This window comes from Paenibacillus sp. FW101-FHT12H11, assembly GCF_058790355.1.
Window position 1 is genome coordinate 809,438 of the sequence record NZ_JBYTCO010000001.1, and the last position, 15,444, is coordinate 824,881.

Consider the following 15,444-nt stretch of genomic DNA (forward strand, 5'->3'; position numbering starts at 1 on the left):
GTGCTCAGCATGATTCATGAGATTTTGATGCCGGTGAGAATCAGCATAGGATTAGGTGCTTTCTCAGAGGTGGCTTCCTATGCATCGAGTCTGGGAAGCAAAGCCCTAATCGTTAGCGATCCCGTTATGGCTCAAATCGGCCACGTCCAGACATGCAGAAATTATTTGGAACAAGCAGGCTTCTCCTGTGCGATCTATAGCGGTGTTGAGACGGAGCCAACCGACCGACATGTGGATGAAGCGCTCGCCATCTGCCGGCAGGAGCAGTGCGATGTGATTGTCGCTTTGGGAGGAGGCAGCTGCATTGACGCCGCCAAAGCGACTGCTGTCATGATGACGAACACAGGATATATCGCAGACTATGCCGGCGGTATGAAAAAGTTCGAGAATCGGCCATTGCCGTTAATTGCCATACCAACGACGGCGGGTACAGGGTCTGAGGTCACAAAAGTGACGGTCATCATTGATACCCGCAGGGATGTCAAAATGATGATCGCCCAGCCGGAGCTGGTGCCGCAAGTTGCGATTATAGATGCACTGCTGTGCATGTCGTGCCCTCCGTCCGTGATCGCTTCGTCAGGCATTGATGCTTTGTGCCACGCCATCGAGGCGTATTGGTCCCGGAAGGCCAATCCGCTAAGTGACGGTTGGGCTCTGCAAGCCATAGCCTTACTGATCAAACATTTGCCCGTCTGTTATGCAAAAAAGGGGGATGCGGAAGACTTCGCGCAAATCGCACTTGGCTCTATGTTGGCAGGTGCCGCATTCTCCAACGCTTCGGTGACCTTAATTCACGGGATGTCCCGACCGTTGGGAGCGCTATTCCACGTTCCTCACGGAATTTCCAACGCGATGCTGCTGCCTGCCGTTCTTGAATTTACAGCAGGCTATGCGCAGGAGCGTATAGCTGAGATCGGGCACGTGATGCGGCCCGACCTCGTTAATAGCGGAAGAGACAGGCTGTCAACCTCCGTCATGGAGGAGGTTCGGACACTATGCAGCCTCATGAAAATTCCGAATTTACGCGATTGGGGAATCGAGCGCGAGGCGTTTGAAAAGGCGATTCCACAGATGGCTTCTGACGCGATGGCCAGCGGAAGTCCCGGCAATCATCCGAGAGCTGTAACCGCAGGTGAAATTGAAGCTCTATATCGATTTTGTTACGATTACGAATTAAAGCAAGAAGAAGGAGCGGCGCGATGACAACGATTCCGGTTATACAAAATTATGTAGGGGGCAGATGGGTTCCGTCCGATAGCTCCTCCTATGAGATCGTGCCGAACCCGGCGACAGGAGAACCTATTGCGCGAGTCCCTCTGTCTACGCGCAGTGACCTAGATGCGGCAGTAGAAGCAGCACGCAGCAGCTTCACAGCCTGGAAAGAGACCCCTGTACCGAAGCGTGCGCGCATTCTTTTTAAATACCAGCAGCTCTTGGTAGAACACTGGGACGAGCTTGCCCGGCTTATTACGCAGGAGAACGGCAAAAGCTACACGGAAGCCTATGGTGAAGTGCAGCGCGGGATCGAATGCGTCGAGTTTGCGGCGGGTTCACCGACGCTGATGATGGGTTCCCAGCTGCCCGACATTGCGACGGGTATCGAATCGGGCATGTACCGGTATCCGCTTGGTGTCGTTGCGGGCATCTCGCCCTTTAACTTTCCGATGATGGTGCCATGCTGGATGTTTCCGTTGGCGATTGCTTGCGGGAACACGTTTATTCTGAAGCCATCGGAACGAACTCCGCTGTTAGCGAACCGGTTGGCAGAGTTGTTCTCCGAGGCAGGGCTTCCGGTTGGCGTGCTTAATATAGTGCACGGCTCAAAGGAGATCGTGAACGGGATCATCGAGCACCCGGACATCCAGGCTATTTCGTTCGTAGGTTCCCAACCTGTTGCGGAGTATGTGTACAAAACATCCGCCGCTCATGGCAAGAGAGTTCAAGCGCTGGCAGGAGCCAAAAATCATAGCATTGTGCTGCCTGACGCGGATCTGGAACTTACGGTCAGCAATATCTTGGGCGCAGCGTTCGGCTCGGCCGGCGAACGGTGTATGGCTTGCTCCGTCGTCGTAGCCGTAGGAGACATCGCTGATCCTTTGGTTCATAAATTGAAGGAAGCAGCAAGCCAGTTGAAGATTGGCAACGGGCTTGAACCCGAGGTCTTCCTCGGTCCGGTTATCCGGCCGTCCCATAAAGACAGGACGATCGACTATATTGAAGCGGGTATTCGCGAAGGAGCTTCAATGGTCGTGGACGGACGAGATGCGGCGGCGGCACAGGGGAGCGGATTTTTTGTCGGCCCGACGATATTTGACGGGGTGCAAACCGATATGAAAATTTGGCAGGATGAAATTTTTGCACCGGTCTTAAGCATTATTCGCGCAAGCAGCTTGAAGGAAGCGATTGAGATCGCCAACCGTTCGGAATTTGCCAATGGCGCGTGTTTGTATACAGACAGCGCAAAAGCGATCAGGCAATTTCGCGAGCAGATCGATGCGGGTATGCTTGGCATCAATGTCGGAGTTCCTGCGCCTATGGCTTTCTTTCCATTCTCAGGTTTCAAGAAATCCTTCTATGGGGATCTGCATGCTAATGGCAGAGACGGGGTTGAATTCTACACCCGCAAGAAAATGGTAACTTCGCGCTACTAAGAGGCTTGCCGCCCGTGCTACAATGGGGAGCAGACAGTTTATTGCCGCCCGGACAAAATTTGCGGTTGGCTCCAAATGGCCGCAAGAACAAGAAGTGTCACTAACTTGCTTCCGGATGAGAAGCTAGAATAAGGAATGTAAGCGTTACCGAAATACAGCGGGCTTGCGAATGGTCACGCGATTCGAAATAACTTGAGGAGGGGTTCCGATGTCGAAGTTTTATCGAAAGTGTTTCAGTTTGATAATGGCTAGCATGCTTTCCGTTGGCGTCTTGGCAGGATGTGGGGAGAACAGCGCACCGGCGGGAGGTGCAGACAATGCGGCGAAACAGGGGGATTCGAACAAGGCAACACCAGCATCAGCGGAGCCGTTGAAACTTCAATTCCTTGTTCCTTCTTATGCGGATGTGCCGAACATGAATGATGAGTATTGGACGGAATGGCAGAAGAAAACCAATACCCAATTAAATGTGGAATGGGTTCCATCCGGCGACTACGATACGAAATTTGACCTGGTGCTGGCATCGGGGAATTTGCCTGAAATCATTGTATCCACCAATATGACCCGACCTACTTTGCTTCAGGCCATCAATCAAGGAGCTTTCTGGGATTTGACGCCATTCCTCGGCGATTTCAGCAAATACCCGAACATGAAAAATAATAGTGGCCCGAACGTTTGGAACTATATGAAATTAGATGGAAAGGTATACGGCATTCCTCGCAACCGTCCACAAATCGATTTGGGCATTAAAATGCGCAAAGATTGGCTGGATAAGCTAAACTTGCCTATTCCTACTACGATTGATGAGTATGCGGCAGATCTGAAAAAGATTGTGGACAGTGACGTAGACGGCAACGGCAAGAAGGATACGATTGGCATCATTGGTCACGGCTTCTTACTGGCTGACGGTGATGATACGTATTCAGGAGCCTTCGGCGCGCTTGACCCGGTTTATGATAAAGACGGCGGCTTGATCAAAAATCAATTAACGCCTAATTATACCGCAATGGTCGAATGGCTCCGCAAACTGTATGCAGACGGCATTCTGGCGAAAGAATTCTCTTCGATGAAGAAAACACAAGCGGAAGAAATGTACGCAACTGGGCGCGCCGCCTCCTATGTACGAAATATCTGGCGCGATTATACGTGGGAGCAGATGAACCAGAAGACACAGCCCGATGCGAAAGTCATTACCCTCCCGCCACTTAAAGGGCCTGGCGGTGTGACGGTCAGTTTGGCGAATCCGACATTCGGCGCATTCTATATTTCCAAAAAGGTGCCGGAAGCCAAAGTGAAGCAAATTCTTGATTATTTTGAGAAAACCACGACGGCTGAATATACGGATTTTAACTACTACGGTATCGAAGGTGTGCACAACAAAGTCGTAGATGGCCAACCGCAGCTGACGGATTTGGGAGTCAAGCAGGTTACCACCAATGCGAATCAGGTATTTTCACTGGCGTTTAACAACAAGATGAAAGTGCTCAATCCATCAGCGCCAAAAGCTTACAACGATGCCAAAATGAAAGAAGTCGAAGTCTACGGACAAGTAGGAAAGCTTAATCCGTTCTCGATTATCAATTCCAATACGTGGACGAACGTGTGGCCAAAATATGAGAAGGAATGGCAAGCAATGGCAACGAAAGCGATTGTTGGCCAGATTACGATGGAAGAGTACAAGAGTTATGTAGATAAACTGAATGAAAATCAGGACTTGAAGAAAGCCTACAAGGAATTTGCGGAAAGCTACAAGCAGTATTTCGGCAAATAAGAATAAGCAGGAGGAGATCGCAGGCTAAGGCCTTAGACTCCTCTTTGCTATATGAAAGGGCTTAAAATGAATACCTGCTGCCAAAGGGTTCGTCTTAGGACAAAGCGAAGTATACTTAGACCGTATAAACATGCAAATGGATGTGGGGGGCAATATGAGTAACTGGATAAAACACATTCGTCAGTCAGGTTCCAAACATGTCACCAGTCATGGTAGGTATTTGTATAAGCTGATTTGGCTTGGATGCATTTCTGTTTGCATTCCTTTAATACTGGCTAGTGCAGTGTACTATCAATTCGCTATGAACCGGGCGCAGGAGCAAATCATGAACGAAAGCAATTCGTCGTTATCGAGCATGAAGGATCGTGCGGAGAGAATTTTTCAGACCATTGAGCAGGAATCGCTTCAGCTCGCAGTTGATCCTATTTTAACAGGCTTCTTCCTAGACCCGAATCAAGACAACAGCTGGCTGTGGCATCGGGATTTCCTGGATAAAATCAATTTGGTCAAAAATAGCGACAGTTTTATTGATGAAGTTTATTTTTACAATACCGTGGAAAATGTGGTGTTATCGAACCGTTACGGAGTTATCGAAAAAGAGAGTTATCCCTATAAAAATGATATTGATACGATTATCGCTAGCGAAGAACTCTCTCAGTGGGCCTACTTGCCTTCTGCGCAGAAGGACGGTTATGTGACATTTGCCCGCCGGCTTCCTAATATGGGCGACGGTCAAGCGCAAGGTATTCTTGCTTTTGAAATTGAAAAGTCTGCGATCAGTGAATTTTTGGATTCCGACACGTATTTACTGCCGATGGGACAGAATTTGTTCGTCATTCATCATAAGGTTGTTCCTGGCAGTGAGGAGCTGGGTTACGATCAGGTTCTTGCTTTAATGAAAGGTTTGGGCAGCATAGACGGTATCAAGGATAGAAGCAGCAATACTGGCAGTTTCCTGAGCAAAGGCATCGATGGGGAACAAGCGCATTTTCTATATACCAAAAATATATACGGGCGAATTTACGTTACCATCGTACCTGAGAAAACCATTGCCGGCCAGCTGAACTGGATACGCAATGTAACCCTTCTATTTTTGTTTATTTTCATTACCTTCGGAGTCGTATTGACCTATTTCAATTCCAAGTGGGCTTATAACCCCATCGGACAGTTGATGAAGCATAGCAAGGCGCTGAGGATCGGGCAAATCCAAAATAAACAAAATGAACTCGATTATATCAAGGAATGTCTGGATTTTCTAAACATGGAAACGGAAAAGCTAGGTGGTTTTATGGCTAGCATTCAACCTACACTGAGGGAGAAATTTCTTCAGCAGTTGATTAACGGCGAATACTTAAGAAAAGAACCGCTGCTTCGTGATTGTGAAGCCAATGGCATTACCGTACATGCGACGAATGTCGCCATCATTGTGGATGCCGATAATATTGCGAGGGAGAAGCGTTTTCGGCCGGATGAAAAGGGAATCATTGCCTTTGTCATCTCCAATGTCATGCAAGAAATCATTCAGACTTATCCCAGCGTGCGCGGGTATGTGATTCCTGACAGAGGCCGGGGGGTAGCGCTGCTGCAGTTCAGGGCGGATACGGAGCAAGAAGAGATGCTTCGTCTTACAGAAGAATATGCGGAATCCGTCTGCGACTCCTTGAAGGAGCATCTGTCGATGAAGGCGACGGCTGGCGTCGGCCGGTTCTACTTTCATATCGAGGATGTGCCCGTTTCTTGCAAAGAAGCGGAAAGCGCGCTGCAGTATCGCATTTTTAACCATACGAAAAACGTCCTGTTTATTGAACATTTGGAAAATGAGAAGAAGCAGACGGCTTTCCGCTACCCTCGGGAATTCGAGACCGCCATTATTGACGCCTTGGATAAAGGGGAGCTGGAGCTGGCAGTGGAAGGTTTATGCGCTTTTTCCGAAGCGATTCGCGCTTCCCAGTCCTATCGTTTTATTTATCAAAGCTATCATCTACTGCTGTCCACGCTCATTTCATCTTTGGAAAAGCAAGGAGCCACACTTCTCGATATCTTGGATCACGACTGGTTTGGGCAGCTTCACACCAGGCAGACGTCGCAGGAAATCGCGGATTGGTTTGCAGGCAGCTTATTTCCGATGTACATCTGGCTGACAACGAATTACCGGAACGAATCCGGCCAATCCGTTATCCAGCAAGTATGCAAGCATATTCGGGCGAACTGCGGCAGCGATTTGTCATTGGTGCAATGCGCCGAGCAAGTAGGGCTCAGTCCTTCGTATTTAAGCCGTCTTTTTAAAAAGGAGATGGGTGTGAACTTCCTTGATTTCGTTGTGGAGTGCAAGGTCGATGAGGCGAAGAGGCTGCTCACGGAAACGGATCAAAACGTAAGTGAGATCGCGCTGGCCGTGGGGTATTCCGAGCGTAACCTGAACCGTATCTTTCAACGGTTTATTAAAATGTCTCCGAGTAGTTTTCGGACACGTCAACGTTAACAGCAGTTGGAGGTTGTTCCGAAAGCCATGGCAATGGCGGGGGCAGCCTCTATTGGGTGCTGGGGTAAGCGAAGCTTACCCCTATATTTGCGTTGAGCACACCGTTCTGTGAAATTCGCTGCTATGGATACCGGACAGATCTTGCTGCAAGGACAATTCTTGATGTTCGCACAGTCAGCCCAAGTTTCTCAAGAATTGTCTATAGGATGCCTAACAGTCCGGTTATATAGTAAGAATTGTATTGAAAGGGTTTACATGAATTCGAGCGTAGAACATCAGAACATCCAGGAATCTAAAAAGAGAGGTGCAAGATGATGCCGTCGACAGCAGAGTTAACGACCAAACCTATGGCGAAGACCCACTCCCGCAGCTGGACAAATTTGGCCCGGCACAAATATGTCTATTTACTTGCTTTACCTGGCGTGCTTTATTTCATCGTCTTTAAATTCGCTCCGATGTGGGGGCTGGTGCTGGCCTTTACCGAGTATAATCCCTATGCAGGAATAAGCGGAAGTGAATGGGTGGGGATGAAGCATTTCGTGGAGCTGTTTTCGGATCCCAACTTTTATATCATGCTGCGCAATACGTTTGCGATCAACATCTTTGGTTTGATCTTCATGTTTCCTGTTCCCATTGTGCTTTCACTCATGCTGAATGAAGTGCGACATGAAGCGTTTAAACGCTTTAACCAATCTATCGTCTATTTGCCGCACTTTTTGTCCTGGGTAGTCGTTGTCAGTCTAACATTCTTTATCTTGTCTTCGGATGTGGGGATCGTAAACAAAGTCATTACGGGCTGGGGGCATGAGTCGATCGCCTTCTTATCCAATCCGAATTATTTCTGGGCGCTTATTACCGCACAAAATATGTGGAAGGAAGCCGGCTGGGGAACGATCATCTTCCTGGCTGCCATGGCTGGGGTAGATCCCCAACGGTACGAAGCAGCCGTCGTAGACGGAGCAAGCCGCTGGAGACAGATCTGGCATATTACACTGCCTGCCATCCGGCCCACGATTATCATTTTATTGATTTTGCGTCTCGGGCATATGGCGGATGTCGGCTTCGAGCAGGTGCTTCTCATGATGAACCCACTTGTTTCTTCCGTAGGGGAAGTCTTCGATACGTATGCCTACAGCATAGGCGTATTGCAAGGGAAAGTCAGCATCGGTGTGACGGTTGGGATGTTTAAAGGCGTGGTCGGTTTGGTACTGGTCTTGGTTTCCAACTATATTGTGAAGAAGCTTGGGCACGAGGGGATATATTGAGCTGATCAGGGATTGAAAAAGGGAGGATGGAACGATGAGCTTTGTTGCCAAAAAGAAACTAACCATGTTTGATTATGTGAACTATTCGCTGTTGGCCTTGATCTCGATTGTGTGTTTGTTTCCGTTTATTTATGTGTTTAGCGTATCCTTTACCGATCCGAAGGTGTACATCCCGCTGAAATTTTATTTGTTTCCAGACAAGTGGTCGTTGTCCGCTTATAAATATATTTTATCGACCAACAGCTTTATCCATGCGCTAAAAAGTACGGTGTTTGTCACGGTCATCGGAACAATCTTGAATCTCATTGTCTCTTTCAGCTTCGCTTATGTGCTGACCAAGAAAACACTTCCGGGAAGAAAGATCTTACTGGCAGCCGTCATTTTCACGTTGGTGTTTAATGCGGGCATATTGCCGAGTTATTTGCTCATCAAGCAGCTGGGACTGCTGAACTCGTATTGGTCGCTGATTTGGCCAACGCTTACCAGCGCGTGGAGTTTGCTTGTCATTAAAAGCTTCCTGGAGTCGCACCCGCCGGAGCTGGAGGAATCCGCACGCATTGACGGGTGCACGGAGGTTGGGGTATTTCTGCGTATCATCATCCCGCTGTCGATGCCGGCAATCGCCGCATTTATGCTGTTTTTTGCTGTCTCCCATTGGAACACGTACTTCAACGCACTCATCTATATCTCGGATTCCAAAAAGTGGACGCTGCAAGTGTTGATTAAATCCCTTGTCATCGATTCGGACTCCACTGGTGTCGGACAAGCGGGCGCAGGCGGAGACGACAGGATTGTGCCTCAGGAAACGATCCGCATGGCGGCTATTATGCTGGCTATGGCTCCTATCCTGCTCGTTTATCCTTTTTTGCAAAAGCATTTTGCCAAAGGTGTCATGCTGGGTTCTGTCAAAGGGTGATCGTAGGTAAATCTGTATAACAAATTTTAAAGTCAAAGGATGGGTATAAGAATGAATGAACTAGCATCAGCAGGAAAAGCCAAAGTCGGTTTTATCGGTCTGGGAGTAATGGGTAAAAGCATGGCGCGAAATCTGATGAAAGCCGGATATGACCTGTACGTATACAGCCGAACAAAAAGCAAGGCGGAAGACCTGCTGCACGAGGGCGCTATATGGAAAGAAGGCGCTGCGGACGTAGCTCGCCAAGCGGATGTGACGATTACCATGGTCGAGTATCCGAGTGATGTGGAGGAGATTTTCCTAGGGCCTTCAGGAATCGTAGCTGCTGCGAAACCAGGTTCCTACTTGATAGATATGACGACCTCAAGTCCAGCATTGGCGGCGCGGATTTACGAGGAGTCTCGGCAAAGAGGACTCCAATCGCTGGACGCACCAGTCTCGGGCGGAGATATTGGGGCTAGAGACGGGAAGCTATCCATTATGGTTGGCGGTGGCGAAGAGGCTTTCGAAGCCGTCCTGCCTGTCTTTCAGGCGATGGGGAGCAATATCGTTTATCAAGGAGCAGCAGGCGCTGGTCAACATACGAAAATGTGCAATCAAATCGCGATTGCAGCCAACATGATGGGTGTTTCTGAAGCGCTGGTTTATGCTGAACGATCGGGCTTGAATCCTGCCAAGGTGCTAAAAAGCATAGAAACCGGAGCTGCCGGCAGTTGGTCGTTAAGCAACCTTGCACCAAGGATTATTCAAGGCAATTATGAGCCTGGATTTTATGTCAAGCATATGATCAAAGACTTGGGCATTGCCTTGCAGTCCGCTGAGGACATGGGGCTTGAGGCATACGGGTTATCGCTGGCAAAGACGCTGTATGAGAAGTTGGCTGCGGCAGGAGAAGAGAGCAGAGGTACGCAGGCACTGGTCAAAATATACCGTTAAAATCGCCAGATTTTCTAATGAAGCGGAGGGACGTCTATGAAACTCGTTTACGACCACCAGGATGAGATGATCCTGTTCGGGATGAATCAAATCAAGAAGAGTTTGGAAGTGAAGGGACAGTTTTTCGTCGAGCAGTATAATGGCAAGGGCTTGGTACTGACGCCTGAACGGGGAATCCTCGTTCAGAAACTACCTGTAAAGAAAGGGGAATCCGCTGGCGAAGAACAGGCTTTTCACCTGTCCCGCCAAGGGGAACTGATAAGCATTGAAGGTGTCGATTCGCGTGGACTTATGTACGGTTGCCTAGAATACGCAGAACGGTTGGCACGTGGAGCGGAATTGGCGGATGGGGAAGAGATGTACCGTAAGCCGGCAATGCGCTTGCGCGGTATTAAATTTAATTTGCCGTACGCACCTTTCGACTCGGGAGACCCCTTCGTCTTGAATGAGGGAACGTGCATGGATATTGGTTTTTGGAAAGCCTATATCGATATGCTCGCCCTAAACCGGTACAACTGTTTAAGTTTGTGGTCAGAGCATCCCTACGATCGAATGGTTGTCTCTCCGAAATTCAGAGACGCCAATCCGTACAGTGATTCGGAAATCAATCAGAATATTCGGTTCTTCCGGGAGATGTTCCGCTATGCCGCCAGCAGAGGGATCGACATTTATCTCTTTACGTGGAACATTCGTATAACCCCGGAAGTGGCGAGAGGTCTGGGGCTCCCTGAAGCTGTAGGAGATTTCGGCAATATGTACGATAACCTGATCCACCGGGTGGGATACCCGCTGAATCGCTTTCGCGGTGCATCAGAACTGATTAGGGATTACATTCGAGAAATGGTGCTTCAACTGTTGCTCACGTACCCTGAGCTGAAAGGCTTAGGGACTTCGGCCAGCGAATGGATGGACGGCAACGGGTATGAGCGGGAGAAGTGGATTGTCGAGACGTATGTGGAGGCGATCAAACAGTCGGGAAGAGACATTCCGTTTATTCACCGCACCAATATGCAGAATGCGGGCAAAGAAATTAAAGAAATGGTGCAGAGCCAATTCGATTCCAACCAATTTTATATCAGCTGGAAATATTCAAATGCTCATTGCTATTCCCATCCGGAACCCCAGTTTGAGCGTCTTTGGGGTGCTTGGGAGGGCATCGACCTGGAGAAGACCAACATTCTGTACACGGTTCGTAACGATGACGTGTTCACCCATCGGTGGGGAGACCCCGACTACGTCCGCGCTTATGTCAAAGGAATGATCAAGCCACATGTGAAAGGCTTCTACTGGGGAGCAGACGGATACTTGTGGGGCAACGATTTTCAACATGTGGAGCATGGACACAAGACATGGAAGTACGATTTTGAACGGCATGTCTTCCAGTTCCAGCTCTGGGGCCGGTTGTCGTACGACCCTGAGACAAGTGACGATGTTTGGGTGCATCTATTGAAGCCCCATTATGGTCCGGTTCATGCGCCTCTATTCTTGGAAGGATTGCGAAGCGCATCATCGGTTATACCGGCTGTTAACCGTTTGTTCTGGATCGATTATGACTTCCAGTGGCATGCCGAAAGCTGCTTGTCGGAAGTCAGCGGTTTCAAGACAATCCTGGATTTCGTAAACGCTGTCCCCATGCCTGGGGTCGGTGTTATGTCCATAGCCGACTATGCAAAAGCAGAACGGGAAGGCAGCGTAGAGGGACTGCTCGAAGAGTACCGTGAAACACCTGCTGATATCTTGAAGCTGCTGCAAGAGGCTGCCGATCAAACCGAACATGTCGCTATCCAGCTGTCCAACGAGCTTGGTGAGTTATGCTGCAGTCATGCTGCATGCACACTTCACGATCTTTTTGCCTACGTAGAGATGTCCAGGTATTATGCCTGTAAATTCAAAGCCTCTCTGGAGCTTAATCGCTTTAGACTGAGCGAACATACAGAGCATAAGGCCGAGGCAGTAACGCATTTGGAGCAGGCAGCTGTACATTGGGAGAAACTTGGTCATTACTGGAGCTTGCATAATAAGCCTTACTTTATGGCTCGAGTCAAGCGCACCTTCGGGTATCCTTATTACTTGGAAGATGTAAGAGCAGATATTGAATTGGCACGTCGATTTGAAAAATAAGAAGGAGTTATTTCAATGCGTGGTTTTGCCATTTTGCTGGGATTCAACATGCTGGGAATTGGGCTCCAGCATTTCGCCTACATTCCGCTTCCCGGTAATGTTATCGGGTTGCTCCTATTTACGCTGGCTCTGTTTAGCGGCATCGTCCGGTTGGAATGGGTGGAAACCAGCACGCAGTTTCTGCTGCGCCATATGCTTGCCTTTTTTGTTCCCTATATCGTGGGGATCTTGGCCATATGGCCGCTGCTCCAAAGCATGCTGCTTCAGATTGCGCTGAGTCTCGTGGCGAGTACACTTGTCGGCCTGCTCGTCAGCGGCTGGGTGACGTCGGCTATGCTGAAGAAAAGGGAGGCTTCTTCAGGTGGATAATGCCTTTTTTCAACAGCCGATGTTTGGCGTTTCATTAACGCTTATCGTGTATGCGATCGCGCAGGGACTGCACAAAAAGTGGAACAAGGTACATCCCCTTTTCATCACATCGGCGGGTATTATTGCGATATTGCTTATATGCGGCATTCCCTATGAATCATATCGGGTTGGCGGGGATTATATTGCGTTGCTGCTGGGTCCGGCTACGGTAGGTTTGGGCGTGCCGCTTTACAAGCAGACGAGGTCGATTGGCCGTAATCTGCCGGCTATTCTGGCTGGGCTTACAACCGGTTCCATCAGCGCGTTAGTCTGCGCGGGGGGTATAACGTGGAGCTTGGGAGCAGCGAAAAACATTTGGGTAACGATGATCCCTAAGTCGGTGACGACACCGATCTCGGTGGAGATTGTCCGTCATTTGGGCGGCATTCCCGAGCTAGGCGTTATCGTGACAACGTTAACAGGCCTGATAGGGAGCATGATTGGCCCCGAGTTGTTAAGGCTGTGTGGCGTCAGGGCCGATATCGCGATCGGAACCGCCATCGGAACGGCTTCTCATGGGATCGGAACCGCCAGGCTGGTCAAGGAATCGGAGCTGCAGGCCGGTGTCAGCGGTTTCGCCATGGCGGCAACCGGGATTTTTATTTCGTTGCTTGTTATTCCGTTGTATTGGATTTTGAAGTAAACAAGGCTGTCTCGAAGGGAAACGGCTGATGTGGTCCCGCACAAGACTAACCACCGTTTCTAGCAGGCTTTCTAAAAATATCATTCGAAGATGAGGGGTGTCGCTTGCCTCAATGAATTTCTAAACGAATGCCTCTCATCTGCGATGATTTAGGGATGGATTATGCTCTAAGCTTCTTCATCCAATTTATGATTTGCGCGGCTCGATGGTCATAGGTGTGGTATTGACGTACATAGTTTTGCGCTGTACCCGCAATAAGCTGCGCTTCTTGCAGGTTATTTAAGTAGTAATCGATTTTATTCATCAAATCATTCCTCGATTGATACAATACGAAATGAGTCCTGTCCTGAAACAACATCTCCTGCTCGGGCGCATAGTCCGAAAAAACCAAAGCTCCACAGCCCATTCCTTCGAAAATCCGCATATTAAAAGCCTTAATCGAATCAGCTGTATGATTAAACACAATTTTGGATTTACCGTAAAGTGAGCTCAGATCCTGGAGAAAGACTTTTTTATTGAAAGAAACCGTTCGTTTGCCCTTGAGTTCCGTTTCCATATATTTCATTCTGGCCTCCCGCGTACGGTACAAAGCGCTTTGTCCACCGACAAAAGAAATGTCAACCGGCCGTTCTACCAAAGGAGTCGCCGAGTGAAAAATATGCGGATCGACGCCGAACGGGAAGAAACGAACCGGAGACGGGAATTGATGCGCGAGATGAAGGGAGTGAGCCATAAGCAGCAGATCCGGTTTATACCATCCGCACATCTCAATGTTCGCGTTAAGGCGATTTTCGCCGTGATGGATCCAGAACAGTTTCGGAATGGTAACGAGATGTATGTTTTTGACAAGCACTTTCGGGCGAGAGGGACTTTCAACAAAGAGTACGCCCAGATAGGAGCTCATATTAATCGCTGCAAAATCAACGGTTTCTTCCATTCGAACGACTCGGACACCAATTCGGCGAAGAGCGTCTTCTAAGTATCTTCCTGGCGTGTACGGAGTTTTTCCATAGCACATTAATAGGGCAGGTTGCGGTTTTGCTAGTTCAGGGGCGTCCATTGCGCAGCTCCTCTCTTAACGTGTTTACAAAAAAGGCGGCTGACAGCCTTCCTGCATATTTGTTGATCTCTTTCTTCAGGGTACGAACCAGAGTAGCGTGGTTTTTTTCAATGTCTTGGGATAAACGCAGGATTTCAAGGTTTACGGCAGGGTTATCGGTCGGTATGACAAAAGGCAGCATAGAGATCGAGGCTGCAAAGTCAAACATTTTGAAGCGGTAACCAAGTGAGATAAACGGAACCTGCATAACGGCAGAGAAAATAGCGGCGTGCAGCTTTAAATTGATGGTAAAGCGGCACTTCTGGATTAAGGCCATGAGCTGATAAGGATACACGGTATCCGCGAGCTTCACTTTCCCGGGCCTGTTAATTTTATTGAATAACCGTTTGCTGGCGGGGATATCCTCGGGCCATACATTATATAAAAGAATAGAGTAGCCTTTATGGATCAATAACTTAGCGGCCGCTGCAAGCTGATCTTCGACAATGTCTTCTTTGCCTCCAAAAATTTGATTGTTTGCCGTTCCCCAATTGATGCCGACAACCGCTTCCTGCGGATCGAAATATTGCGTAAACAACCCTTTGGCCCTGTCACCCGGCTGCAGTAAGAAAGCGGGATCTCCGCTGATCTGGACTTTCGCTGTATTCACGCCAATGGATTGTAGGAATCGGTGGCTTAGCGGACCTCTGACTGCTGTGTAGCGAGAATATGAAATGATTTTATTTAATTGGTTGACGATGTTTGGATCGACAAAATTCACTGGCAGTTGTTTCTTGTGTAATAAGCTGTCCAGACCGGCTCTTCCGGCAATTTTATCGATTCCTGAGCCCCAAATATAGATTGATTTGTTCAGCTCCATCGCTTTGCTAAGCAAGGAGATATAACTTGGAGCAAGCAGAGAACCGCCGCCAAGGACGATGATATCGTAGCCGGAGATATGCGCATACTCTTGCCTGCAAGCTTCCAATAAGCTCAATTCATTGGGGATGAATCGTCTGGCTTCCTGCTTGAAGATGTCCCACATGACTTCGTCTCCTGCATTTCGATACCCAATTTCACCCAAATATAATAGTTTGGCCAAGATGTGACCTCCGTTCAGAAAAAGTTGCTACAACTACATCATATTCAATGTTGACACATATGTTATATATTCATAGAAATCAGGCTGTCGACACGTAGTCGACAGCCTGA

At 48.7% G+C, this 15,444-nt stretch carries 12 protein-coding genes; 10 read left to right on the plus strand and 2 right to left on the minus strand.

Translation table 11 applies throughout. The annotated features are described in order from the left end of the window. Positions 1-12 precede the first annotated feature (12 nt). The 10 genes from AC3WTJ_RS03420 (at position 13) to AC3WTJ_RS03465 (ending at position 13,193) form a co-directional block, all read left to right on the plus strand. Positions 13-1,203, plus strand: a complete 1,191-nt coding sequence (locus AC3WTJ_RS03420; RefSeq protein WP_492520967.1) for an iron-containing alcohol dehydrogenase — start codon at positions 13-15, stop codon at positions 1,201-1,203. Then, positions 1,200-2,651 (plus strand): CoA-acylating methylmalonate-semialdehyde dehydrogenase, encoded by a 1,452-nt coding sequence (locus AC3WTJ_RS03425; RefSeq protein WP_492520569.1) that lies wholly within the window; start codon positions 1,200-1,202, stop codon positions 2,649-2,651. Before AC3WTJ_RS03420 ends, AC3WTJ_RS03425 begins: the two co-directional genes overlap by 4 nt. A gap of 208 nt (positions 2,652-2,859) precedes the next feature. Beyond that, positions 2,860-4,422, plus strand: coding sequence for a type 2 periplasmic-binding domain-containing protein (locus AC3WTJ_RS03430; protein WP_492520570.1), 1,563 nt, complete (start codon positions 2,860-2,862; stop codon positions 4,420-4,422). 154 nt (positions 4,423-4,576) lie between these two features. Then, on the plus strand, positions 4,577-6,904 hold the full coding sequence (locus tag AC3WTJ_RS03435; protein ID WP_492520571.1) for a helix-turn-helix domain-containing protein: 2,328 nt from the start codon (positions 4,577-4,579) through the stop codon (positions 6,902-6,904). Between the two features lie 347 nt (positions 6,905-7,251). Beyond that, positions 7,252-8,169 carry an ABC transporter permease gene (locus AC3WTJ_RS03440; RefSeq protein ID WP_379172534.1) on the plus strand — a complete coding sequence of 306 codons (918 nt, stop codon included), beginning with the start codon at positions 7,252-7,254 and terminating at the stop codon, positions 8,167-8,169. A 34-nt stretch (positions 8,170-8,203) separates the two neighbouring features. Then, the gene (locus tag AC3WTJ_RS03445; protein WP_157318785.1) at positions 8,204-9,085 is read left to right on the plus strand and encodes a carbohydrate ABC transporter permease; all 882 of its coding nucleotides are present in this window, start codon (positions 8,204-8,206) and stop codon (positions 9,083-9,085) included. Between the two features lie 51 nt (positions 9,086-9,136). Next, the gene (locus AC3WTJ_RS03450) at positions 9,137-10,021 is read left to right on the plus strand and encodes an NAD(P)-dependent oxidoreductase (RefSeq protein WP_492520572.1); all 885 of its coding nucleotides are present in this window, start codon (positions 9,137-9,139) and stop codon (positions 10,019-10,021) included. Positions 10,022-10,057: 36 nt separating this feature from the next. Then, positions 10,058-12,142, plus strand: coding sequence for a hypothetical protein (locus tag AC3WTJ_RS03455; protein WP_492520573.1), 2,085 nt, complete (start codon positions 10,058-10,060; stop codon positions 12,140-12,142). Positions 12,143-12,157: 15 nt separating this feature from the next. After that, positions 12,158-12,511, plus strand: a complete 354-nt coding sequence (locus AC3WTJ_RS03460) for a CidA/LrgA family protein (protein ID WP_492520574.1) — start codon at positions 12,158-12,160, stop codon at positions 12,509-12,511. Further along, positions 12,504-13,193 (plus strand): LrgB family protein, encoded by a 690-nt coding sequence (locus tag AC3WTJ_RS03465; protein WP_492520575.1) that lies wholly within the window; start codon positions 12,504-12,506, stop codon positions 13,191-13,193. Before AC3WTJ_RS03460 ends, AC3WTJ_RS03465 begins: the two co-directional genes overlap by 8 nt. 160 nt (positions 13,194-13,353) lie before the next feature. On the opposite strand, the gene AC3WTJ_RS03470 is transcribed toward AC3WTJ_RS03465, so the two are convergent. Next, positions 13,354-14,253 (minus strand): glycosyltransferase family protein, encoded by a 900-nt coding sequence (locus AC3WTJ_RS03470; protein ID WP_492520576.1) that lies wholly within the window; start codon positions 14,251-14,253, stop codon positions 13,354-13,356. Then, on the minus strand, positions 14,240-15,334 hold the full coding sequence (locus AC3WTJ_RS03475; RefSeq protein WP_492520577.1) for a polysaccharide pyruvyl transferase family protein: 1,095 nt from the start codon (positions 15,332-15,334) through the stop codon (positions 14,240-14,242). The genes AC3WTJ_RS03470 and AC3WTJ_RS03475 overlap by 14 nt, the downstream gene beginning before the upstream one ends. Between the last annotated feature and the right edge of the window lie 110 nt (positions 15,335-15,444).